Genomic DNA, 22,313 nt, shown 5'->3' with positions numbered 1-22,313 from the left:
AACTTCATTACGCAAAACCGATGTACCTAAATAGCCATGTCCTTTTGACAAAAAGAGTAAAATTATTTGGCAAGCACTGGTCTTTAGATATACTTAGTACTTATGCAATATCCTCTCTTTAAAAACTCATCCCATCGCTGGCTCACTAAATTAACCATCACCCTCGCGATCGCCAGTGGTGTGAATACTGCTTTATTTGCCATGCCCCATAATAACTTGGCTTCTCTCGGTCAGGCGATCGCTGCTGATACAATCGAATTACCTGCTGAAGCCCAGAAACTAGTTGGCACATGGCAACTAACAACACCTAACAATGAGTCAGAGCCATATACGATGGTATTTACTTCTGACGGCAAGCTTTATCTGATTCATCCCACCAGAAAGATCGGAGTTGCAGCAGAATATCAAATTAATTCTTTGAATGGAGAGACATATCTAGATGTTTTTCATGGTGGTTTCGGTTCCCGAACAACTTTTTCAATCAACGCGAAAGGGCAGCTAATTATCCAGCAATTATTTATGCCTGCGGCGATGCAGTACTCAAACTACACAGGAAATTTACCTGCTATTGTTGGTAACGTACTAATGCCGAATATGCTTCGTTTGGTTCGCATTTCCAATGACACAAAATTGGATGCGTCCATTGAGTTTCCTAGCTTTGTTTCTTCCGCCACTCTCGCACTTCAAAGTGGAGCCAAAACCTATATTGGAGTTATAAATCGAGGTCATCAGGCATTCTTTTTAGAAAAAGAATACTTTACCAACAAACTAGAGGAGCTAGGCTTAGGAATCGAAACTGAATCCAAGAACTATACATATCAAATTGTAGTTTTGGATAGCAAAAAAGCTGTACAAAGTACCGTTTTAGCTAAAGAAGATAATTTGAAATCCTATACGGGCTTGGTTTATATCACAAAGTCACCTGAAATGAAGGAGGATATTGCCCGCTCTCTTATCTGTGAAAGTCAAAAGCCAACCCGTAAGATGCCTCCCAAATTCAACCTAACTTCTAATCCCACTTGTCCTGAAGGATATATCGAGCTTTCACGTTATTAATCAAGCCAGAAATCAAGTCTTTGCTAAGCGATGACTTGATTACCCATTATTAAAATCCAAGAGTTATTAAGAGAATGCCAAAAAAAGTTTTTATTACAGGTGCGAGTGGTTGTGTTGGACATTATTTGATTGAAGAACTCTTAGCAAAAACTGACTATGAGCTATATCTGCTAGTACGCGATCGCCGCAAATTGCAAATCAACCTCAGCGATCACCCGAATGTACATGTGATCGAAGATTCAATGCAGAATATCGGCAATCACAAAGACTTACTTCGTACTATGGAATTTGTGGTGAGTACAGCCGCAGGTTGGGGTGGGGAAGAAGCCTTTGTCGTTAATCGCGACAAAACCATTGAGTTGTTTTCAATGCTCGATCCACAGGTTTGCGAACGGGCGATCTATTTCTCTACCGCTAGCATTCTTGATTCTCATAATCAGATTATTCAAGAAGCAGGGGAAATTGGTACAGCTTACATCGCATCAAAACATTCTTGTCTAGAGACTTTAGAAAATTCAATTATTCGCGATCGCCTGATTACTGTATTCCCTACTCTTGTTTTTGGTGGTGCTGCGGATAAGCCATACTCCCATCTTTCCAAGGGACTCAAGGACATTCTCAAATATGTACCCTATGCGAGATTTTTAAAAACCGACGGTAGTTTCCATTTTGTCCATGCGATCGATATCGCTCAAATCGTTACGCATTTGCTCACTGCACCTTCAGTCCCGTCATCTCCAGCACGTCTAGTCTTGGGAATGCAGCGTTTAACTGTACAGGATTTAATCACACAATTCTGCGAACATTTGAGCTTAAAAGTTGGCTGGCAGTTTGAATTAACTCCGTGGCTAGTGGATACAGTGATCAAACTATTCCGCATTGAAGTTGCTGAGTGGGATCGTTTTTGCATTGCCCAGCGTCATTTTACCTATGATGTTGTCTCTCCCGAAACCTTTGGTCTAGTTTCTAAGTATCCCCGTCTAGCGAATTTGCTTGCCGAGGTTAAATAAAATAAAAAAGCTTCCCAATGGGAAGCTTTTTTATTTAGCCGAGTCTTTTAGCGCGATTAGCTTGCAACTCTTGCTTTCTCTTTCTTGCTTGGGCGCGGCGATCGCTAGGTGTTGGCAGTCCGACAGGAGGTTCGACAATGTTGACCTCATTAATGAAAACCAATCTGGCATCAACGGGTTGATTGAGTGTGTCGGTAATCTTTACGGCTTCAAAATCAGCATCGATCGCTGCAAATTCTGTCTCATTTAACCAAGCATGGTACTTCTTGCGGAATTTAGGTTGCTGCTTCAGTTCCTGTTGCAACTGTTCGAGAGAACCTTCTGTCCATTGGTAATAGAGATTTTTGCTGCGAATTTGGGTTTTGGATTCGGAAGTCTGTTGTGCGAGGGGATTATTTGCCCAAGGAATGCGGTGATCCCATGTGGCAAGTCCACCAGCGCGATCGCTTTCGAGCAGTCTCTCTAAAATTTGTAAATCAGAATGCTCTGTCACCCGCTCAGGGAAACGACAAAAGCTTTTAGTGAGATCGGTTTGCGAAGCCCGCAGTAGATTCATGATATTGCCTTGGGCATAGCCGATCGCAGTTTGGTGATCGCGCAAAGTCTCAAGTAAGCTATGCAATTCACGTTGTAAAGTATCAACACTGCCATAATGAGCTAAGAGGCGATTGGTCAGAGGTTGCAAGATATGACGAATCTGAGTTTCGCGAATATAGTCTTCGGCGCGATGTTGAACGAGGGCATAGCTCATTAAAAATTCGGGACTACGCTCGATTGCTGAGTTGTAAGCCATATCGATCAAGCGATCGGTCATATATTCCATTACCACAGGCTGCTGCGTGAAGCTATTGGCATTCTTCTCAATTAGCGATCGCCAGCGTAGAGAAATCACTGATTCCAGAATTTGAGATTTGGAAACCATTGGCACGATATCTTGACGCAAATTGTCGGTGGTGATCGGTTCGCGCTCGATCGCTAGCCAATACATTACCTGTTGTTCACGTTCTGAAAGACGACCATATTGTTGATCGAGGAGGTAGCGAATATCGCCGAACACATTTGCATCTTGATTGAGAAACTCTTGAATGTCACCATCGAACATGCTGTTAATCGAACGTGATACCACTGTCAGGGCAAGAGGATTTCCACAGTAGAAATCAATCAATTTACGAGTTGCAGGGGCGATCGCCAATTCTGGTTGAAACATTTGCCGCGCTTCTTCCTTCAATCCCGTCAATTGCAGAGAGCGCACCATGCGATCGCTGCTATCGGGAGGCAATACATCATGGGGTTTTTCGCGACTGGTCAAAATCAAGCAGCTTTGATGACGTACTTCACCAACTTGACGGAACAATTCGCCGTAGCCTTCATAGCCCTCACTATATTGTCCCGTGGTGTCGCCACTGCGAAGGATTGATTCCACATTGTCCAACACAATCAAGCAGCGTGATTGCTTTAATGCAGGAATGAACATACCCAAGAGACTGTTTAAATCTTGAGGCAAAGTAGCGATCGCTTGGTTGGTCAAAAAGCTGACCAATTCGGCAAGCATTGTTTCTACGGTGGGCGCATTGCGTAGCGATTTCCAGGCAATTAATGTAAATTCTGTCTGCACCTGTTCAGCGAGTTTAGTAGCAAAGGCAGTTTTACCAATACCACCCATACCGAATACTCCTAAAAGACGGCAGCGATCACCAATCACCCAATTTTTGATCCTGCTGAGTTCTTCGGTACGACCATAAAAAATCGATGTGTCGATCGCATTGCCCCAATCACAGCGCTTGGTATTTAGATCCATAGCGATCGCCTCAGGATTGGGAGGATTGACGAGACTCAAGGATTTGTGAGGATTGTGAGCATTTGTCTGGTTTGATTCCTGTTGAGATGGCTTAACTTGAAAGTTGTTGGCTTGAGTCCGTACTACGACTTGGAGATTGTGCTTAGTCACTCGCTCATTAAAAGCATCGGACAAGATTTTCCACAGACGATAACCCACGTCACGAATATAAGAAGAATCGTATCCACAAGTTTCAGCAATCTCAGCGTAAGTTTTGCCATCCCATGTTTGGCGAAATACTTGCTCCTGAATAGTACTCAGGCGCTTGTGCTGTAGAGCTGCATCAACAATTGCGATCGCATCTTCAATAGTCATCGTAGTCATGGTCGTAACTCCTCTCAATGTAATGTCTCGGTATCGGATTAGTAATGCAAAAGTTGGGATTAACTCTAGAATTCAAACTTTAGAATTCAAATAAATGCTTTGCATTTGTTTGAATTTGTCTTGCGAGCTATTTGCGATCTAAATTTATCTAGCAAACTAATAAGTCACATTTTTATAATGACTAATTACAGCAATTGCAGATAATTAAATCAACATATTCTTGTTTTTTCACGTTAGATAAATAACATAAATTTTGGTGTTTGCAATGGATTTATCCAGCTTTTTTCTAAATCCTGATTTAGTCTGACATTGGCTTGGATATGTACCAATTTTTTCTTGTCTTTTCTGATGTATCTAAATAAACAAAGCCTTTTAGGTGTTGTCTAATCCATGCCCGTAGACAAACTTATCTTAAAATCTTGTTTTTGCAAACAAAATATTTAAAGATCTTGTTTTGACTTTTTACAACATCCTAGCGACTTAATTGACGACTTTTAAATGAAAGTTATTTTTCAGGCTAATACAAATAAAACCTCTAAACTACTCATTAAGTAGTGAACCATTTTTGTATTAGGTAAATACAAAGAATTCAGTATCTTACTAATTAGTATTCTTGACTTTATTCATGTATTTACAGACAAAAAATACTATTTTTTCTGGTGTGCAAATTGAAATTTGAACTGTATTGTGTTTGTCAACAAGGGATATTGCAGTTGATTTATACAACTTCAAGCAACCTGTGACCGCTAAACTCACTTATCCTCATATAAAGAAATATTTAACTCTTGTATCACTGGTAAGTGCATATAGCAATAGGGAAATAATGTTTTCCGACAAAAAACGACTTTTCCTCATATAACCTCACAAACAGAGGCATTGAAACATGAGCGCACCCCATCATTTGCCCCAACGTCACCTTAGATTAATACCAAGTCACCCAAGCGAAAGATCTCAGACTGCGATCCGACCCAGTATTGCCGATCGCTTTTCGCAGCTACTGCATGAAATCGAAGCATTTTTACTGGCTTGCACCTATGAGGAAATGTGTAGCTTTTGGAATGCGATCGCCAATCTGCGGCAATACTTGCAAAAAAACTCTAATTCATCAGAAATGCCGCAATTCCTGAATGGGAGAAGGCAACAGCGAGATTTTTGCCGCATTTTAGAGGTGCTAGCAGATTTGCCCTACCCCAAGCTGCACTTATCTAAGCATTTAGCTGAACGTGGAGGCGATCGCCGCACACCTCATGTTTATCCTCACTTAGTAACACAGCGATAAGGGAGGAAATATGCAAAGTGATGCCTTCCCCACGCCACCGATCTATGCCCATCATTTTCAGCCTCGGTTGGTGCAGCAGCATGAAGTCGAGCAACAGCAAGATGGCGATCGCCCTCTAAATCATTTACTAGATGAGATTGAGCTATTGATGACTGACTGCTCGATTGAGGAGTCTCAATCCTTTTGGTCAGCCACCGATCGCATCAAGATCAAGCATCGCGTCATTGAGTCAATGCAAATGATCGAAAGCTTGTTTCTTGACTTAGCAAAAATCTCAACTCAAGACCCAGATCTAATATCCGCGGTTTCTGAAAGCCTTCTCTACACAGGCAATTCGCAGGTTAATAATCAAGCTGGGCTTGATATCCCGAATTTTCTCAAGCAACGAGCTTATTGATTTCTCTAAATATTTAGACTCCACTCCAATTAACTCATCTATAAACTAAGGCTAAATCCATGAAATTTTTACTGTCAGTTCTTTCTGCTTCCGCTTTGCTAGTTCCATTTGCTTCCAGTGCATCGGCATACTCTCAAGATCCTCGCAGTTGCAGTGATCCCAGAACTCAATATCCGTCAAATCCCCCTTGTCAAAAAACACAAAATTTACTTAACGTTTATTACAACAAGGTCAACTATTAATTTAGATAGAGCAGAACAGTTATGAGAAGAAAGCAGTTTCTTCAATTTGGGGCTGGGGCGATCGCATTGTTTACGTTGGATCGTCTTGGTCAAAATTCTGTTCAAGCTCAAGATTTTGCAGCAGTTGCCCAAGCATCTAGTCGCGAAAAATTATGTTCTCGTGTCCTTGCTGGCAGCATGGATCGGATCATGGGCGATGGGGCTACCTCCGAAGTCCAACTTTTACGACTGCTAAGGCTCAATAAAGCACCTTTAAATCTCTATGGTGACTTGCCAGCGATCTATCGCGAAGAAGCTGCGATCGAAGGCGTTAACTATGACATCGCATTTTGTCAGATGTGTTTAGAAACTGGGTTTCTCCAATTTGACGGGGATGTTAAACCCGAACAAAATAATTTTGGTGGTATAGGGGCGATCGGTAATGGCGTTAGGGGTGATAGCTTTAGCGATCGGCGTATCGGGGTAAGGGCGCAGATCCAACATCTCAAAGCCTATGCCACCACCAAACCTTTGGTACAAACGCTAGTTGATCCACGGTTTAGTCTAGTTAAGCGTGGTACTGCGCCATTGCTGAGTCAGCTTGCAGGACAATGGGCAGAAGATACCAATTACGACAAAAAAATTATGGCAATTCTTCGTCGTCTCTATGATTTGTCAGGATTCTTCACATAAGCAAGGTCAGCTAGCGCTGACCTTGCTTACTAAGTACCTGTGCAAAATAAATTACCAAAACCCGTAGAGTTGCGCCCCTACGGGGCGCAACTCTACGGGTTTTGCTTTGTAATTAATTATGCCTAGCTACTTAGCTGTCGCTGTACTAGGAAATAAACTCCAAGAATAGAGGCGGCGCGAAGCGCCGCCTCTATTCTTGGGTAAGTGACTGTAGATACACATCACAAAGAGCTGTAATATCGAAAGTAAAAGCAAGGCACAGGTATCTCAAGATGTAGCGGCGGATAACTGCGCCTTACGACCTGCTTCATTTTCATGGGGGAGAATGAATAATGAAGCATTTTTAAAAATGCAAAGATAAAGCGATCGCCAAATTCGATCCACAAACGGTTGATTGTGAAACTTGATACGCATATTCCCTTGCATATATATTTTTTGGTGTAAAACATTACATTGAGAAAATAGTCACAAAAGACTACTTCTGAGAACGTATTTGCTTGATTTGTTAAATTTTTGCCTATTCCTACAAACACAATAGCATAAAGCGCACCAGAGATTTTTGGAAAGTGTTGCTTTGCAACACTTTCCAAAAATCTCTGGTATCAGACTTTAACGCTCAACTGCGCCCCAATGATAACCATGTTAAAAGTTTGGATTGACAATATAAAGCCTGACTCTTGCAATAACTCGATTCTTTGTTATAACCAATCAGAGAATCAGGATTGATTGGGGCAATGTACTTCAAATTTGCCTTGACATAGCATTCTCCTAGCTGCTCAAAACTTACAGGCTTAACGGGATAGGCTAATTCATTCTGTGATCCTTGAACACGCAGCCAAGGAGAACCTTCGCTATCTAAAACGATCGCATCAGTAGCAGCATCAGGAGGCTCTGGGCGACCTAAATTTACAGGTTCCTTAAAAACCGCAGTAACGATCGCTCCTCTGAGGATTTGTGATCTAACTTGTCCATTTGGTGTGTAGCGACAATTTAAGGCATAGTCTTCTGCACCAGATCCTGCTGACTGCACGACTAACCATTTATTAATCGTATAGAAACCTCGGTTACCACGTTGAAAGGCAGTGCTAAAGTCTCCATTGGGCTTAGGGTTAGGGACTTCGGCAACTTGAGCGATCGCATGATGAGCCAAAAATACAGAGCTAAGAGAGCTACAAATCATCAACAGGAGAGCTAGTTTACGCAAGTTTAATCTCATGTTTTTATCCTTGTTAGTGTTTATACCAATTCACAAAAGTATTGCCACACTTTTGTGAATTCAAAAACAAATCCAGTAAAGGTTTTCAAAGCATAAAATGGCATAGCCATTTTATGCTTTGGAGTTACATCACTAAGATGAGCATCGATATAAAGTAGCTATGCGCTCTAAATTTTTATTTGGATCGCGTAGCAAAAATGGCAGATGTCCAACGGGTGGAGACTTGAAATTGGGTTGACGACCTTCGATATATTCCCAACGCGCAGTTTGGCGATCGTAGGCTGTATCGATCGCAAGTTCACCAGTAGGACTGAGCCAACCAATATTTTCGTATGTTTTACGAATATCTTTAGCAAAATCTTCGTAAATCTTTTTCTGGGCAGTTAACCCCTGCTTGCCATTACTTGCCTGTGTCCATAGTTGATCGATTAAAACTAGATCTGCACAACTAATCCGATTAAACTCATCGGGGTGAAAAGTTCCGTCACGATCTGATTGACTTCCTGCTGCTTTGAGAAGTAATAGATAAGTTTCATGATCGGCAGCCTTCCAGTTTTTGGCTTGGAGATAGAGGGTCAGTTGCTCATAGCTGGTTTTGCGTTCGGGAACAGGTGCGGCGGAAGGCTGAACTAAAACAGAAGGAGAAGGAGCAATCGTAGGGGTGGCGGTAGGAGTGGTGATAGAAAGACTAGGAATGCTGGTAGGGAGAATGTTGCTTTTGAAAGGATTCCATCCTGTAGTCAACAAATAAGCTCCACCAGCTAATGCTAGTAAAGCGATCACTGATGGTAATAACCAAGGATTGAGCTTAACCACATCCCTATCATCAGTAATTCTGGGAGAAGCAGTACTTAATTTGGGCAGCTTCGCCATATCCCTTAAGACTTCATCAACTGTCTGATAGCGATCGCGCGGATTGCATCGGGTCATCCGATCTAAAACTGCGGCAAATTCGCGGCTGACTTTGGCATAGCTCCGCCAGTTAATTTCATTATCGCGATCTCTTGGAAATTGACTGGGATGTTTGCCTGTCAAAGCTTGTAGAGCCACCATTCCCAAGGAATAGATATCACTACATGATACCGATTGACCCCGCTCTTGTTCGTAGGACATATATCCAGGTGTGCCAATGGGCAAGGTTACCCTTGCTTTGTGGTGGGCGCTAGCAACTTCCAGTTGTACTTGTTTGACAGTACCAAAGTCAATCAACACTAGCTTGCCATCACTATGACGACGGATTAAGTTGCTAGGTTTAATATCTCGGTGAATGACATTGTATTTATGGACAAATTGTAGGATTTCTAGAACTTCTTTAATAATTTGGGCAACCCGCGCCTCAGCCATTTGACTACCAGGGGACATTTCCTTACTGAGTGGATGTCCTGCAATAAATTCTTGAACGAGATAGAACTCTTTATTCTCTTGAAAATATGCGTAAAGTTGAGGAATGAGATCATGTTTTCCCAATTCCTGCAAGGTTTCAGCTTCAGCTTTAAATAGTTCTAGCGCCTTTTGGGTAAAAACAGGATCGTCAATGGTGGGATTAAGGTGTTTGACGACACATTGGGGATTTTTTGGCAAGCGCGTATCTTCCGCAAGGTAAGTTTGCGAAAAACCTCCTTCAGCGAGTTCTTTGATAATGCGATAGCGGCGATCGAGTAGCTTGCCTAACATATTGGCATTATAACTGATGTTACGTAGAACTCAGATGATGAACCTCTTGCTGCTAGCATAACAGGGCAACCACGGGGGGATTGCCCCTACCTGTAAATTTTAGATCTTGTAGGGACTGCGCCCCCGTGCCAGCCCTAGACTTATGCCATCGTTAGAGGGTCTTTAAAACACGTTCACCATTTGCGGCGTGCGAATCACGATTTAAACCCAAGAGAGAATAAGCAGCGCGAAGTGCTGCCATTCTCTTTTGGGTTTTAGAGTCTTAAGATTTTGCGAAAGCTTCTAGTGATAGATTTAGTTCATGGTAACCAAACTAAGAAGCCAAGTTCTTGGCTAAAAGCTCAAGTCCTGTGAAGCAGACTCAAGGATATTTTTAAGCTTTATAAGTAACCCATTACCAAGGGTTTGAGTTTTTAGCTATGCCAACAATTCCAGACTATCAGCGTGTAGTCTTCACTACAGGAGTAGAAGCATGGCATCACTTCATCAACCACTATGGGCTTTGTCCTTTGAAGAGGTATATCAATCTTTAGGTACTACTGCTAATGGACTATCCCAAAATGAAGCTCAACAGAGATTAGAAAAATTTGGTGCAAACGAATTACCTGAACCTGCCCATCGTCCATTGTGGCTAAGGTTTGCCGATCAATTAACGCATTTTATGGCTCTGCTGCTATGGGTAGCAGGAATTCTTGCCTTTATTTCGCGTACCCCTGAACTGGGCTGGGCAGTCTGGGCGGTAATCTGGATTAACGCGATATTCAGCTTTTGGCAAGAGTTTCAAGCAGAGAAAGCACTATCGGCATTGAAAAAAGTCTTGCCGATGCAGGTGAAAGTTTATCGAGATGGTGAATTAAAGCAAATTCCTGCAAGAGAACTGGTGCGCGGCGATGTCATGCAATTGGAAGAAGGCGATCGCATTTCCGCCGATGCCAGATTAATCTCTGCCGAAAGTTTATATCTTGATGTTTCTGTAATGACAGGAGAATCCTTGCCTGTGGCACGAAGTCCTTATCCTGTGAGACTGCGTGAAGCAGTTTCCATTCGTGGCGGTAAAACTATGCTGCGTCAAGGCGAACAGCCCATGCAAGAAAAAGTAAATCCCTCGGAAATCGCTAATCTTGTGTTGGCAGGCTCGACCGTAGCCGCAGGTCGGGCTGTAGCGGTGGTCTATGCGACGGGTTCCGAAACTGAGTTTGGACAGGTGGCGCATTTAACTACGGTCGTAAAGCGCGAACCCAGTACGCTAGAAATCCAAGTGGCAAGGATTGTAAGGCTGATTACCGCGATCGCCCTCGGTATGGGAGCTACGGTATTTGCGCTTAGCTACTTGCTGATTGGCATGGATGTGACTGAGAGCTTTATTTTTGCGATCGGGATTATCGTCGCGAATGTCCCTGAAGGTTTATTGCCGACGGTAACCCTTGCTTTAGCCCTTGGCGTAAAGAGAATGGCGCGACGTAATGCGCTTGTCAGAAGACTTTCCGCAGTCGAGACTCTGAGTGCGACTACGGTAATTTGCACTGATAAGACTGGCACATTAACTAAAAACGAAATGACCGTGCGCTACCTCTGGCTACCTACAGAACCAACGCAAGCTGATCATCCAAATCCCAAGCCTGATGATGCTAATGATGTACTCACTAACAGACTAATTGAAGTTACAGGTGCTGGTTACGATCCCAGCAATGGCAAGGTGAATATTCCTCCTGATTTAGAAACTGCTTGGAAAGCCAAGGTTTTACTCATTGGTTCGGCACTTTGCTCTAATGCCCGTCTGGTACATCTCAATGCGCCGAGTCGTTGGCAAGAAATTGGTGATCCCACCGAGGCGGCTCTCTTAGTCGCGGCAGGAAAAGCAGAACTAAATTTAGAAGAGTTACAAAAGCAATATCCCCGCTTACGGGAACTTCCCTTTGATTCGCGCCGCTTGATGATGACCGTGGTTTTGCATTGGCAAGATTCAGAACTATGGTCAAGTCCATCTCCTAATCTTGCTTTCACCAAAGGCGCTCCCTTAGAAGTTCTCAAACATTGCCATTGGATTTTGCGCGATGGCAAATCTCAAGAGTTAACCCATGACTATTGGGATGAAGTTGTCCGAGCCAATGATGACTTGGCAAGACAAGGATTTCGGGTGTTAGGTTTAGCAGCACGTCAGGGAGGACAGGAACTGCTCGATCTCAAGGCTCAGGATTTAGAGCAGGATTTGATCTTTATTGGATTAGTTGCCATGTTCGATCCACCGCGTGACGAAGTACCGAAGGCGATCGCCCAATGTCATCAAGCAGGTATCAAAGTCACGATGGTGACGGGTGATTATGGACTGACTGCCGAAGCGATCGCTCGTCAGATTGGACTAGTCAGCGATAAAGTGCGGGTGGTCACGGGTGAAGGCATGGGACATCTCTCGGATGCCCAACTAAAACAGGTGGTGAAATATCGCTTCGGCTTGGTATTTGCGCGGATGTCGCCTGAGCATAAATTGCGATTGGTGCAAGCATATAAAGATATTGGTGAAATCGTGGCGGTAACAGGGGATGGGGTGAATGATGCTCCTGCCTTACGAGCCGCGAATATCGGCATTGCGATGGGACAAAATGGTACGGATGTGGCGCGGGAAGCGGCGGATATTGTATTAACAGATGATAACTTTGCGACGATTGTGGTGGCGATCGAGCAGGGTCGGGCAATTTATCAGAATATTCGCAAGTTCATGACCTATATCCTTGCCTCAAATGTGCCAGAAATTGTGCCATTTTTAGGAATGGTTGCCTTTAAGATTCCGCCTGCGCTAACGATTTTACAAATTCTGGCGGTGGATTTGGGTACTGATATGGTTCCTGCCCTCGCCTTGGGAGCGGAAACACCCGAAGCAGGAATTATGGATCGTCCACCCCGTCCTAAACAGGAATTTCTGCTCAATGTTCCCTTACTAATTCGTGCCTATCTATTTCTAGGAGTAATTGAGGCAGTTCTCTCAATGTTGGGATTCTTTATTGTCTGGTGGAGCTATGGCTACTCGTTAGCAGATTTGCAACAAGTGACTCCGATGATTCTCAATCATACTGCCGATCCCACGGTGACAGGTATCTATCGCCAAGCGACAACTATGACTCTAGCGGCGATCGTCGCTTGTCAAGTAGGTAATTTATTTGCCTGCCGTTCGTCTTGGGGTTCTATCTTCCGTCAGTCTTTGTCCAACAATAGTTTGCTCTGGTTAGGAATTAGTGTGGAATGTGTTGCTCTCTTCGCTTTCATCGACTTCCCTCCCTTTAGACAAGTATTCGGAACTGCCTCATTAACTAATTGGCATTGGTTAATTTTGTTAGCCTGTCCACCAATCTTGATTGGTTTGGAAGAACTGCGTAAGTTGTTCCTGCGTGCTAGAAGGCGGAAACATTCGCGATCGCTATGATTTGAAGTGCAATCGCCTATTGGTTAAGTACATAGGCGATCGTAATGGCACTCATGGCTAGTCTTTGCCGAGGTTGAATAGTTGACGGAGAAAAGCACCTAGCCCTGCTAGGACAATCACCGTAGCTAGAGAGTAACTGATGGGCATAATGAGAGGGGTGATATCGAGGTTGGGGTTAGCGCTGGTTGTGGCTGCGGTCGTTTGGGTGTTTTTCATTTCTTTGATTTAATTCGATGTGATTAGCTTAGATGCGATCGCTGAAAACATCGACCTGAGCTAAGTTTGAGCAATGTATGAGTTGTGTTGGTGTAATGTCCGACTTATGTTTTTATTGGTGTTTTGGAGATTTCGGTAGGGGTTGAGCATTTGCAGCAATGTTTTCAAATTCTTGCGACGATCTCCTTTGGCAAATGCTCAACCCTCTAAGCAGTCAGCAGATAGTTGTGAATTGCGAGGGGTTTGGGCATAGCATTCCTGATTTGGAGATGATGGTGAGATTTATGGATATTTGCAGGAATGCTATGCCCCTACGAATGGTTAATTTGGATAAAATAAATTTGGTAAGGTTTTGTGAGGATTTTGGGTTGTGGGCGATCGATCTTTAAAGGCAACAGCAGCAGGCATCGAAATCGCAAAGATTGCTTTGACTACTAAGAAGTTAACGCAAGAGAAGCTAATGGAATTAGTTGATGTACAGTCACGCTCTACAATTTCCAATTTCTTCACGGGTAAACCTGTAGATCGTCAAATCTTCGTCACAATCTGCGAAAAACTGGAAATTAATTGGCAAGAAATATCTAGACAACTTCCATCGCAGTCTGGAAAAGGGACTGAGAGTGAGAGTATAGACATTGAGGCATTAGTGAAACTGGCGCGGGAGAGATGTGCGGGGGATATTCAGAAGCGGTGCGGGACGATGCGGGTTTTGGATATGGAGCAACCTGTCGCTTTGAGTGATATTTATACGGACGTAAATATTTTGGAGAAGATAACCCGCAATCAAAGAAAAGATCTTGAAGAATTAAGGGCTGTATGTGGAATTGAAGAGTTTGATCGGTGGGGATTATCAGGAATTAAACAAAAGCGGGTTGAGGGAATCGAAGCGGTTAGGAATCACAGCAAGTTGATGATTTTGGGTAAACCAGGGGCAGGAAAAACTACGTTTTTAAAATTCTTGGCGATGTCCTGTATTAGTGGGAAAGCGTTTACGGATTTTATTCCTGTTTTCGTAACTTTAAAGGATTTTGCGGATCGGGAAAATCGTCCGAGTTTGCTGCAATTTTTGACGGGAGAATTTAGTCAATGGGATATCGAAGTTGAACCGATTTTAAAATCTGGTAGGGCTTTGGTTTTGTTAGATGGATTAGATGAAGTTCGAGCTGAATATGATGATCGGGCATTGCGTGAGATTCGAGAATTTGCGCGAAACTATAGCGAAAGCAAGGTAGTGGTGACTTGTCGAATAGCAACGAAAGAATACACTTTTGAGCAGTTTACTGACGTAGAAATAGCAGATTTTGATGAGCGACAGATTGCTACTTTTTCTGGAAATTGGTTCTGTAAGAAAGAAATTAAATCCGAGGATTTTTTAGCAAAACTTGAACAAAATAATCGAGTTCAACAATTAGCAACAAGCCCATTATTGCTGACTTTGTTATGTTTAGCTTTTGAAGAGTCGGGAAAATTCTCTGCAAATCGTTCAGAACTTTATAAGGAAGGATTGGATGCATTGTTGCGGAAATGGGACTCAAAAAGAAGGATTAGGCGAGATAGTGTCTATCAGAATTTATCGGTACAGAAAAAGGAGGATATGCTCTCGCAAATTGCTTTGGCTGCCTTTGAGAGAGGCGACTATTTCGTGAAGCAAAGGCAGCTTGAGGACTATATTTGTGACTTTATTCGTAATACTGCTAATGCGAAAACCGATGATGAAGAGTTGCAGTTAGATAGCGAAGCTGTATTAAAATCCATAGAGGCACAGCATGGGCTATTTGTGGAACGCGCTAGAGGGATTTACTCTTTCTCCCATTTGACCTTTCATGAATACTTTGCGGCGCGACAGATTGTCGTATCCACTAGCCCTAGCAAATTAGAAGCTGCCTTACAAAATCTAGTAACTCATATTACTGACAAGCGTTGGCGAGAGGTGATTTTGCTGTCAGTCGGGATGGCAAGGGAAGCAGATGATCTATTGCTTTTGATGAAGAGAAAGATTGATAGTTTATTAGCAGATGATGAGAAATTACAGGGATTTTTAGCATGGGCAGATGAGAAATCGCGATCATTAGAAACCGAATACACTCTTCTTGACGTTCGTGCCTATTGCTTCACTATCCCTATAAACCTCAACCTATATCCAACCATAGAGATCGATTCTAACCTTGCTATTCAACGTTATCAAGATGATAAATTTTTTCTTAACCTCGATCCTGCTCTTATTGACTCTCTTGAGAAAGCTCTTGACATAGAAAAAACTATTGATCGAGCTCTTGAACTTGCTTGCGAAAAAATAATGGATTTTGCCATTAATCTCGGTCTAAATCTAGCCCTTAGCCTTAATTTTGATAAGTATTTTAATCTTGCCCTCAACAAGGCTATCGAGTTCGTAAAGGAGATTGCTGGTGATACATTGTACAGACACTTGCAAGATTTAAAATATAGCTTGCCTGACTCTAATCAAGATGAGGCAGAGTGGAAGAAATGGTGGAAAATTTCTGGGAAAGAATGGATTTCTGAGTTTCGCCAAGTATTAATCGAACATCGCAATATTGGTCATGATTGGCAACTTACAAAGGAGCAACGCGATAAGTTGAAGCAGTATTACGAAGCGAATCAGCTTTTAGTAGAGTGTCTGAAGAGTGACTGTTATGTGCGCCGTGAGACGAGACAAGAGATTGAGGAGAGTTTGCTATTGCCAAGTGTGTCAAGTAAAAGGTAAAAAGGTAAAAGAGATTTATTTTTAATGGTTTGGTGATTTGATAGCCAAAATGGAATCGACTAACCAAAATAGGCGATTTGGGATGAGATGCGATCGTTGGTTTGTGGAATGAGAGTGCGATCGCTTTAAACATTTGGTGTGTCTGAGAAAATAGGCGATCGCTGTTTGATTTGAGGTGAGTTGCGATCATTGGATTGTGGATTGAGGGGGCGATCGCATTTATAAAACAATCAAACATGGCAAAATAAAGACGATTGTTACAGTCATAGCTAGATATGCTAATTCCCTACCCCAACAACGCCATTGTTGATATTCGTAAATTACGGGATTACTGTCTTAATCTAGAACATGATGACGGTAAACATAAAGCCAGACTGTTTTCCTCAATCCTTGGCATGAAAGCAGAAGATGCTGAAGAATTAAGGCTGATTCTGCTAGAGATTATCAAAACCCATGAAGCTAAATTAGGCAGATCTGACAGATTTGGGCAACGATACACAGTGGATTTTGAGATTACATGGCAAAATAGAAATGCAACCCTGCGGAGCGGATGGATTATTGAACATAGTTCAAATATTCCAAAACTAACGACTTGCTACCCTCTATAGTCATTGGAGCTGATAAATATGTTAACAAGTTCAGTAAAACTTCTAGATGTCGTGGCTCTAACTATCGATCTTCCCCAAGATAATTTATGGCGCGGACAGGTTGGTACAGTTGTTGAGATACTTGCCAATGGTCAAGCCTTTGAAGTCGAATTTAGCGATCGCAATGGTCGCACATACGAATCTCTAGGATTAACTCCAGAAGAATTTATGATCCTCCGTTTCGAGCCAGCATTACCTAATCCAAAACCTCAATTAGTTACAGCATGATCTGAGTTTAAATGTTTTTTATAGCCGAGACGATCGCTGTTTGAGGTGAGGTGATTTGCGATCGTTGGTTTGTGGAATGAGAGGGCGAGCACGAGTTTTGGGATCTGTTAGAATCGATTTATAAATAGTCTTAAACCATAGTTCCCGTAAATAAATAGTTAAGTAGAAACACTATGTTTTATCCTCGTCTTAGTGGCGATCGCTATATCAATCCACTCACAGACTTTGGCTTCAAGCGACTATTTGGAACAGAGCCAAATAAAAACCTATTGATTGACTTCCTTAATGTAATATTGCCACCCCAACATCGAGTCAAAGATCTCACTTACCGCAGTACCGAAAGTCTTGGCAATAGCCCAAGCGATCGTAAAGCCATCTTCGATCTTTACTGCCAAAGCGAAAAAGGCGAAAAATTCATTGTCGAAATGCAGAAAGCCAAACATAACTACTTTAAAGATCGCAGCATTTACTACGCCTCTTTTCCCATCCAAGAACAAGCAGAAAAAGGAGATTGGAACTACAAGCTTATGCCTGTTTATACCATCGGCATTTTAGATTTTGTTTTTGATGAAGATAAAAACGATGATACTTTCGTGCATATCGTTGAGTTAAAAGATCAAGATAGCAAGGTTTTTTATGAAAAGTTGAAATTTATTTATGTAGAATTACCAAAGTTTAAGAAAACGATTGATCAATTAAAAGACCATTTTGACAAGTGGCTATTTTTACTCAAACATCTACCCGACTTAGAAGAACCACCTTTGCCTTTGCAAGAAAATGTATTTATTCAATTATTTGAAGTCGCACAGATAACGAACTTTTCTCAAGAGGAAAGAGATACTTATGAAAACAGCTTAAAGTACTATCGAGACATGAAAGGTGTTATAGAAACAGCAAGAGAAGAAGGTATGCGATCGCTTTTGCTAAAACAGCTTTCTCGCAAACTAGGAACCATACCCGATGAAATTAAAGTTCTGTTCCCCCAGCTAGAGCAAGAACAACTAGATGCCTTGAGTGAGGTCTTGTTTGATTTAGAAAGTTTAGAAGATTTAAACAATTGGCTCGAAAATATTAACAATCATCAATAAGTAATGTGGTGGCGATCGCTTTAAATATTTGGTGTGACTGACAAAATAGGCGATCGTTGTTTGGTTTGAGATGAGTTGTGATCAGCGGTTTGGGGAAAGGGGGCGATCGCTGTTTAATTTGAGATGAAATGCGATCGCTACAAACTCTGACAGTTAGAGCAAAAGTGCGTCGATCTCCCGCCAAGCTTAATTCGTGAAATTACTGTGCCACAGACATTACAAGGCTGTCCTGTGCGCCGAAATACCCAAGCCGTATCAATGTAGTTTCCTTTCAAACCAGCCACATTTTGAAAAGAACTAAAAGTTGTTCCACCTTTGGCAATACCATCACTAAGAGAGCGAATAATTCCTTGGTGTAGAGCCTTGATCTGTTCTGAATTGAGAGAATTTGCTGCTTTTTGAGGATGGATTTTACCGAGGAATAAAGATTCGTCAGCATAAATATTCCCAATCCCTGCAACAGTCTCCTGATCGAGTAATACAGTCTTAATTGGGCGACCACTACGACTAAGCTTTGCCCCCAAATGCTCTGGGGTAAACTCAGAGTCAAAAGGTTCCAAACCTAACTTCTGCAAACCCGTCATAATCGATTCCGTTTCTTGATCAGATGGAACCCACCAAAGTTTGCCAAAGGTTCGCTGATCATCAAACCTTAACTCCTTCAATCCTCCCTTTTTTCCTTTTTTTTCTTTTCCCTTTTCCTTTAAAAATAGCCTCACCCTTGTATGCTTACCTACAGCCGTATCGCAATCGCACCAAAGCAAACTCCCCGTCATCCGTAAATGCACACCCAATTGATTACCCTGTGAAAGCTGTGCGATTAAATATTTGCCCCGTCGTTGCCACTTAGTAAACTCTGCCCCAATTAGAGCCTCTAAAAAAGCCTGTGGCTGCTCAGGATAGGCGATCGCACGGGGTAGTAGTACCTCACCCCCCTCAATCTGCCAACCTAACGTATTTTCATTTAAACCGATACGAACCGTCTCAACTTCTGGTAATTCGGGCATTATTATGTAACGCTTTACGCTCAAACTAAAAAAATTACTAAAATCTACAGCGCTTTGCAATCAAATCCAAACCAAGAAATTTTTTGAAAGTACTGCGAAGCAATACTTTCAAAAAATTTCTTGGTTTGTTTGTTCGGTAATTGCTGTAAAAAATGAGAAGGGGCGCAATGCGCCCCTTCTCATTTTTAGGTTTTGAAGAATCTAGGCGACTTCTTCGACTTCATCGATCGCAAAGTTGTTGGTTGCGATGTTGGAGTAGTTAACGCTGTCGAAGCGAACGATCACTGGGTAAATGATGCCGCTCTTATCAACGGAAGCCACAGTACCGACTTCGCGATACCAGTAGGACTCTTTACGCAAAATGCGAACCTTAGAACCACGTGCAACTGCCATAGTTTTATCCTTATTCCTAAAGACTGTAATGTGAAAAATAAAATGATTACAGATACCGTCTCTAGGTTACTGTGAGGCGATCGCCTCTGTCTATTTCTAGCTCGTTAAGTTTTATTTAGCACTACCCAAAAAAAGTACCGCCCGCGAAGCGGGCGGTACTTTTTTTTGGGTAGTGCTAGATAGGTAAGGATGGGCGGCGCTTCGCGCCGCCCATCCTTACCATATAAATCCTTTCCTTTTTAGGACTACCCTTTTTTTGTTTGCTAACGCACAACTACAGGTGTACCCACAGAAGCCCATTGGTAAAGCCAAGCAGCATGATCGGGTGCAACATTAGTACAACCATGACTGATCGGAATCCCAAAGCTACGATGCCAATATGCCCCATGAATGGCATAGTTGCCACTGTAGTACATCACATGAGGTACATCAGGCACGTTGTAGTCCTCTCCCTGCATTCTTGCCGTAGGGTATTTAGTCTGAACGTTAAAAATACCTGTAGGGGTGGGCGTAGCGCTTTTGCCAGTGGAGACGACCACTGCATAAACAAGTCGATTTCCCTGCCATGCCAATAGTCTCTGACTACGCAAACGAATTTCAATCCAGCGCCGTCCAGAACGCCTTAGACGTTCAATGTCTTGAGTGCGTACAGAGCGAGATGATGTTTGCGCGATCGCAATATCTAAATTAATTAAGTTAATCGAGCCGCCCAGTCCCGTTAAACATAAAGTGGTGACTAAAGCGGTAGATATAGTTTGCCAATACTTAAACATTTTGATTGCAAGGTTGCGTATCAGAAATTATGCCCAAAATTTTAGTTAAATACGCCAAAAGGCGGTAGATACTAGAAAAGGTTCGCGAAGCGAACCCTTTCTAAAAGTTATTTGTTATAAAAATAAGCAATATCTTTTTCCTTCAATGGGGCAAAGCCTGCATCCAATAATTTTTGATTGAGTTCCTCTTGAGGAATATGCTTTGCGCCAATACGGACAATGCGCGATCGCATGGTATTGGTTACGCCACTGCGCTGACGACCTGCTTCAAGCGCCATAACGCTGCTATAGAGATCAAGTTTTTTAGGATCAATGGGTGTGCCATCAAAATCGATGCCCTTCGCGATCGCTACGTCAATCGCATCAGCACCAGTTGTTTGAGAATTGTCAGACATAAATAAAAACCAAATACTTGTTGAGAGTGGCGCATTGCGCCGCTCTCAACAAATTACCACTGAACGCGATACATACAAAATAGCAACCCATCTTTTTTGGCAGTAATCTTGCCACCCATTGACTGCACCAGCTCGGTAATCTCACTAAGCGGTGTGAGAAATACCTCTGAGCCTAAATAGGTTTCTAAAATTGCCCAATTTTCCGCAAATTCTAAATCAGGGGCGATCGTATCAAAAATTAGCACTCCATTGGGTTTTAATACCCGCTTTGCTTCACGCAAAACTAGCTTCCAGTATTCAATGGGATAATAACAACTAAAACCTGTAGCAATCACGCGATCGAAAAATCCATTTTCATAACTTAGCTTGTGTGCTGCCCCAAGCTGAACGCCCTTAAACAACTTGGAGTTAAGCTGTGAACCTCTTGAGTTAAGAGCTTCTTTGGCTACAAAACTTATTTCTTGCCCGTAAAAAAATACCTCCCAGTCGCGCCAAGGATAAATTAGAAAGCTGACTCCACAGCCAATATCTAAACAACGCTGATTTTTTTGAAATTGGGCAAGTTCCCAAAACGGCGAAGCAATTTTGCTAGCCAGAGTATGACTCACCCATTCTCGAAACAGTGGCATCGACTCTACCTCTTCAGGCAAATCAAAAGCCTCATTACGATATTCGCGATCGTAGCGCTTTTGCACTGTGGCGATCGACTCTGTCCATTCATCCGCCTGAGAAGTAAAGGCTTTATTCATTTTGTTTCCCACTATGCAGGTTGACTCGATTCGCTGATTAAAAACTCTGCATTAAACTGCTTGTTGCTTTTGAGCTTTAAGATAGGCAAATACTGACTTATCACCAATGTCTGAGGGGATTTCTTGAGTTGCTTTACGAATCGCAAAGATCATAAATAAAACCGCCCAAGCAGCTAAGAAACCTTGCTCGATCGCCACAGCTAAAAAATCCACTAAATGCCCCAGAATTAGCACAGGTACTAAAGGCACTAAAAACTTAGTTTCAAAGCGATTAAAACAAAAAGTCTCTTTAAAAAAAATGCCTGTTAGGGCTGCAAAACTAAAGCCAACACCAATCAGTGCAATTGGATACTCATAAACAGTGATCGCCAAAGGTTCGGGGAAATAAAGTGCTACACCTACCGAAGCGATCGCGCCAATTGCCCAAAAAATTTGTAAAACTCGATGCAGTAATTCCAGATAAATATGAATCGTCCAAAGTGCGACACCCAAGCCTATGGAAAACCCAACATATAGCCAAGTTAACCAATTTAAGATATCAGGATTGCTAGGTTGCAATAGCACTAACATCGCTCCTAGGCTAAAACATAAAGCCGCGATCGCCAAAGCACTGCGATAGATCATTACGCTAAGGCGATCGGCTTTAGTAATTGTAAATTCACCAAACTGACCTTGATAAACTTCAGATGCAATTTCCACACATTTCTCCGTCAATGGCGATTACTAAAAGTATAGAGGACATGTACTGACAGTGATTTGTACTGGTTTAACAACTAAATATTTTTTTAACTAAACGTGAGTTTGATATAGCCATTTGCGGCGTGCTTCGCACGCCGCAAATGGTGAAAAATGGTAAGAATCGCTTAGCGATTCTTACCATTTTTCACTTTCGTCGAACTGACGTTAACTAATTACACAAATCGCTATGTAAACTCAGTTTAGGTTAATTGCAAACTAGCTCCTAGAGAGG

Annotated in this window: 23 protein-coding genes; 11 read left to right on the top strand and 12 right to left on the bottom strand. The window is 42.3% G+C overall.

Features of this window, described 5'->3' with window-relative positions; all coding sequences use genetic code 11:
* Positions 1-102: 102 nt before the first annotated feature.
* Together ABM313_RS03465 and ABM313_RS03460 are read left to right on the top strand one after the other, a co-directional pair.
* The gene (locus tag ABM313_RS03465) at positions 103-1,056 is read left to right on the top strand and encodes a type IV pilin-like G/H family protein (protein WP_434686309.1); all 954 of its coding nucleotides are present in this window, start codon (positions 103-105) and stop codon (positions 1,054-1,056) included.
* Positions 1,057-1,130: 74 nt separating this feature from the next.
* Positions 1,131-2,066 (top strand): NAD-dependent epimerase/dehydratase family protein, encoded by a 936-nt coding sequence (locus ABM313_RS03460; RefSeq protein WP_434686308.1) that lies wholly within the window; start codon positions 1,131-1,133, stop codon positions 2,064-2,066.
* A 34-nt stretch (positions 2,067-2,100) separates the two neighbouring features.
* Here the strand turns inward: ABM313_RS03460 and ABM313_RS03455 are convergent, their stop codons facing one another.
* Positions 2,101-4,227 (bottom strand): NB-ARC domain-containing protein, encoded by a 2,127-nt coding sequence (locus ABM313_RS03455; protein ID WP_434686307.1) that lies wholly within the window; start codon positions 4,225-4,227, stop codon positions 2,101-2,103.
* 883 nt (positions 4,228-5,110) lie between these two features.
* Between ABM313_RS03455 and ABM313_RS03450 the strand changes: the two genes are divergently transcribed.
* The 4 genes from ABM313_RS03450 to ABM313_RS03435 are packed head-to-tail and all read left to right on the top strand — an operon-like array spanning position 5,111 to position 6,817.
* Positions 5,111-5,506, top strand: coding sequence for a hypothetical protein (locus ABM313_RS03450; RefSeq protein ID WP_434686306.1), 396 nt, complete (start codon positions 5,111-5,113; stop codon positions 5,504-5,506).
* 10 nt (positions 5,507-5,516) lie between these two features.
* Positions 5,517-5,903, top strand: a complete 387-nt coding sequence (locus ABM313_RS03445) for a hypothetical protein (protein WP_434686305.1) — start codon at positions 5,517-5,519, stop codon at positions 5,901-5,903.
* Between the two features lie 59 nt (positions 5,904-5,962).
* The gene (locus ABM313_RS03440; RefSeq protein WP_434686304.1) at positions 5,963-6,145 is read left to right on the top strand and encodes a hypothetical protein; all 183 of its coding nucleotides are present in this window, start codon (positions 5,963-5,965) and stop codon (positions 6,143-6,145) included.
* 21 nt (positions 6,146-6,166) lie between these two features.
* A complete protein-coding gene (locus tag ABM313_RS03435) occupies positions 6,167-6,817 on the top strand; it encodes a glucosaminidase domain-containing protein (protein WP_434686303.1) in 651 nt (216 codons plus the stop codon).
* Positions 6,818-7,084: 267 nt separating this feature from the next.
* Here the strand turns inward: ABM313_RS03435 and ABM313_RS03430 are convergent, their stop codons facing one another.
* The 3 genes from ABM313_RS03430 to ABM313_RS03420 all read right to left on the bottom strand — a co-directional run bounded on the left by ABM313_RS03430 (position 7,085) and on the right by ABM313_RS03420 (position 9,707).
* Positions 7,085-7,243 (bottom strand): hypothetical protein, encoded by a 159-nt coding sequence (locus tag ABM313_RS03430; RefSeq protein WP_434686302.1) that lies wholly within the window; start codon positions 7,241-7,243, stop codon positions 7,085-7,087.
* A gap of 190 nt (positions 7,244-7,433) precedes the next feature.
* Positions 7,434-8,033, bottom strand: a complete 600-nt coding sequence (locus ABM313_RS03425) for a hypothetical protein (RefSeq protein ID WP_434686301.1) — start codon at positions 8,031-8,033, stop codon at positions 7,434-7,436.
* Positions 8,034-8,165: 132 nt separating this feature from the next.
* Positions 8,166-9,707 carry a protein kinase domain-containing protein gene (locus tag ABM313_RS03420; RefSeq protein ID WP_434686300.1) on the bottom strand — a complete coding sequence of 514 codons (1,542 nt, stop codon included), beginning with the start codon at positions 9,705-9,707 and terminating at the stop codon, positions 8,166-8,168.
* Between the two features lie 472 nt (positions 9,708-10,179).
* Here ABM313_RS03420 and ABM313_RS03415 point away from each other — a divergent pair, with 472 nt between their 5' ends.
* The gene (locus tag ABM313_RS03415) at positions 10,180-13,125 is read left to right on the top strand and encodes a cation-translocating P-type ATPase (RefSeq protein WP_434686299.1); all 2,946 of its coding nucleotides are present in this window, start codon (positions 10,180-10,182) and stop codon (positions 13,123-13,125) included.
* Between the two features lie 57 nt (positions 13,126-13,182).
* Here the strand turns inward: ABM313_RS03415 and ABM313_RS03410 are convergent, their stop codons facing one another.
* Complete coding sequence (locus ABM313_RS03410; RefSeq protein ID WP_434686298.1) at positions 13,183-13,341, bottom strand: hypothetical protein; 159 nt, start codon at positions 13,339-13,341, stop codon at positions 13,183-13,185.
* A gap of 370 nt (positions 13,342-13,711) precedes the next feature.
* Here ABM313_RS03410 and ABM313_RS03405 point away from each other — a divergent pair, with 370 nt between their 5' ends.
* From ABM313_RS03405 to ABM313_RS03390, 4 genes are all read left to right on the top strand, one after another.
* Positions 13,712-16,063 (top strand): NACHT domain-containing protein, encoded by a 2,352-nt coding sequence (locus ABM313_RS03405; protein ID WP_434686297.1) that lies wholly within the window; start codon positions 13,712-13,714, stop codon positions 16,061-16,063.
* A 275-nt stretch (positions 16,064-16,338) separates the two neighbouring features.
* A complete protein-coding gene (locus ABM313_RS03400) occupies positions 16,339-16,671 on the top strand; it encodes a DUF6883 domain-containing protein (protein ID WP_434686296.1) in 333 nt (110 codons plus the stop codon).
* An 18-nt stretch (positions 16,672-16,689) separates the two neighbouring features.
* Positions 16,690-16,938, top strand: coding sequence for a DUF4926 domain-containing protein (locus ABM313_RS03395; RefSeq protein ID WP_142656499.1), 249 nt, complete (start codon positions 16,690-16,692; stop codon positions 16,936-16,938).
* 173 nt (positions 16,939-17,111) lie between these two features.
* Positions 17,112-18,026, top strand: a complete 915-nt coding sequence (locus ABM313_RS03390) for an Rpn family recombination-promoting nuclease/putative transposase (RefSeq protein ID WP_434686295.1) — start codon at positions 17,112-17,114, stop codon at positions 18,024-18,026.
* On the opposite strand, the gene ABM313_RS03385 is transcribed toward ABM313_RS03390, so the two are convergent.
* From ABM313_RS03385 to ABM313_RS03355, 7 genes are all read right to left on the bottom strand, one after another.
* Positions 18,010-18,210: a hypothetical protein gene (locus ABM313_RS03385; RefSeq protein ID WP_434686294.1), complete on the bottom strand. Its 201-nt coding sequence runs from the start codon at positions 18,208-18,210 to the stop codon at positions 18,010-18,012. The two genes, ABM313_RS03390 and ABM313_RS03385, sit on opposite strands and share 17 nt — an antisense overlap.
* Positions 18,164-19,033, bottom strand: a complete 870-nt coding sequence (locus ABM313_RS03380; protein ID WP_434686293.1) for a DNA-formamidopyrimidine glycosylase — start codon at positions 19,031-19,033, stop codon at positions 18,164-18,166. Before ABM313_RS03380 ends, ABM313_RS03385 begins: the two co-directional genes overlap by 47 nt.
* Positions 19,034-19,234: 201 nt before the next feature.
* Positions 19,235-19,426 (bottom strand): photosystem I reaction center subunit IV, encoded by a 192-nt coding sequence (locus ABM313_RS03375; RefSeq protein WP_009626231.1) that lies wholly within the window; start codon positions 19,424-19,426, stop codon positions 19,235-19,237.
* 263 nt (positions 19,427-19,689) lie between these two features.
* Positions 19,690-20,199 carry a L,D-transpeptidase gene (locus ABM313_RS03370; protein WP_434686292.1) on the bottom strand — a complete coding sequence of 170 codons (510 nt, stop codon included), beginning with the start codon at positions 20,197-20,199 and terminating at the stop codon, positions 19,690-19,692.
* Between the two features lie 107 nt (positions 20,200-20,306).
* Positions 20,307-20,594, bottom strand: a complete 288-nt coding sequence (locus ABM313_RS03365; RefSeq protein ID WP_434686291.1) for a small RNA NsiR4-regulated ssr1528 family protein — start codon at positions 20,592-20,594, stop codon at positions 20,307-20,309.
* 53 nt (positions 20,595-20,647) lie between these two features.
* Complete coding sequence (locus tag ABM313_RS03360; protein WP_434686290.1) at positions 20,648-21,343, bottom strand: class I SAM-dependent methyltransferase; 696 nt, start codon at positions 21,341-21,343, stop codon at positions 20,648-20,650.
* 51 nt (positions 21,344-21,394) lie between these two features.
* The gene (locus ABM313_RS03355; protein ID WP_434686289.1) at positions 21,395-22,042 is read right to left on the bottom strand and encodes a DUF2301 domain-containing membrane protein; all 648 of its coding nucleotides are present in this window, start codon (positions 22,040-22,042) and stop codon (positions 21,395-21,397) included.
* Positions 22,043-22,313 lie beyond the last annotated feature (271 nt).

It is taken from the genome of Pseudanabaena minima str. Chao 2107 (genome assembly GCF_051131155.1).
In the GTDB taxonomy this organism is placed as follows: Bacteria; Cyanobacteriota; Cyanobacteriia; order Pseudanabaenales; family Pseudanabaenaceae; genus Pseudanabaena; species Pseudanabaena minima.
The sequence above is the reverse complement of the archived record's forward strand: the minus strand, read 5'-3'. Positions and strand labels throughout refer to the sequence as shown.

Coding starts and splice junctions, on each gene's coding strand:
- ABM313_RS03460 (WP_434686308.1), top strand. CDS start 1,131: ATGCCAAAAAAAGTTTTTATTACAGGTGCGAGTGGTTGTGTTGGACAT.
- ABM313_RS03375 (WP_009626231.1), bottom strand. CDS start 19,426: ATGGCAGTTGCACGTGGTTCTAAGGTTCGCATTTTGCGTAAAGAGTCC.
- ABM313_RS03365 (WP_434686291.1), bottom strand. CDS start 20,594: ATGTCTGACAATTCTCAAACAACTGGTGCTGATGCGATTGACGTAGCG.
- ABM313_RS03435 (WP_434686303.1), top strand. CDS start 6,167: ATGAGAAGAAAGCAGTTTCTTCAATTTGGGGCTGGGGCGATCGCATTG.
- ABM313_RS03380 (WP_434686293.1), bottom strand. CDS start 19,033: ATGCCCGAATTACCAGAAGTTGAGACGGTTCGTATCGGTTTAAATGAA.
- ABM313_RS03395 (WP_142656499.1), top strand. CDS start 16,690: ATGTTAACAAGTTCAGTAAAACTTCTAGATGTCGTGGCTCTAACTATC.
- ABM313_RS03360 (WP_434686290.1), bottom strand. CDS start 21,343: ATGAATAAAGCCTTTACTTCTCAGGCGGATGAATGGACAGAGTCGATC.
- ABM313_RS03410 (WP_434686298.1), bottom strand. CDS start 13,341: ATGAAAAACACCCAAACGACCGCAGCCACAACCAGCGCTAACCCCAAC.
- ABM313_RS03415 (WP_434686299.1), top strand. CDS start 10,180: ATGGCATCACTTCATCAACCACTATGGGCTTTGTCCTTTGAAGAGGTA.
- ABM313_RS03420 (WP_434686300.1), bottom strand. CDS start 9,707: ATGTTAGGCAAGCTACTCGATCGCCGCTATCGCATTATCAAAGAACTC.
- ABM313_RS03440 (WP_434686304.1), top strand. CDS start 5,963: ATGAAATTTTTACTGTCAGTTCTTTCTGCTTCCGCTTTGCTAGTTCCA.
- ABM313_RS03430 (WP_434686302.1), bottom strand. CDS start 7,243: ATGCAAGGGAATATGCGTATCAAGTTTCACAATCAACCGTTTGTGGAT.
- ABM313_RS03455 (WP_434686307.1), bottom strand. CDS start 4,227: ATGACTACGATGACTATTGAAGATGCGATCGCAATTGTTGATGCAGCT.
- ABM313_RS03400 (WP_434686296.1), top strand. CDS start 16,339: ATGCTAATTCCCTACCCCAACAACGCCATTGTTGATATTCGTAAATTA.
- ABM313_RS03425 (WP_434686301.1), bottom strand. CDS start 8,033: ATGAGATTAAACTTGCGTAAACTAGCTCTCCTGTTGATGATTTGTAGC.
- ABM313_RS03390 (WP_434686295.1), top strand. CDS start 17,112: ATGTTTTATCCTCGTCTTAGTGGCGATCGCTATATCAATCCACTCACA.
- ABM313_RS03445 (WP_434686305.1), top strand. CDS start 5,517: ATGCAAAGTGATGCCTTCCCCACGCCACCGATCTATGCCCATCATTTT.
- ABM313_RS03465 (WP_434686309.1), top strand. CDS start 103: ATGCAATATCCTCTCTTTAAAAACTCATCCCATCGCTGGCTCACTAAA.
- ABM313_RS03450 (WP_434686306.1), top strand. CDS start 5,111: ATGAGCGCACCCCATCATTTGCCCCAACGTCACCTTAGATTAATACCA.
- ABM313_RS03370 (WP_434686292.1), bottom strand. CDS start 20,199: ATGTTTAAGTATTGGCAAACTATATCTACCGCTTTAGTCACCACTTTA.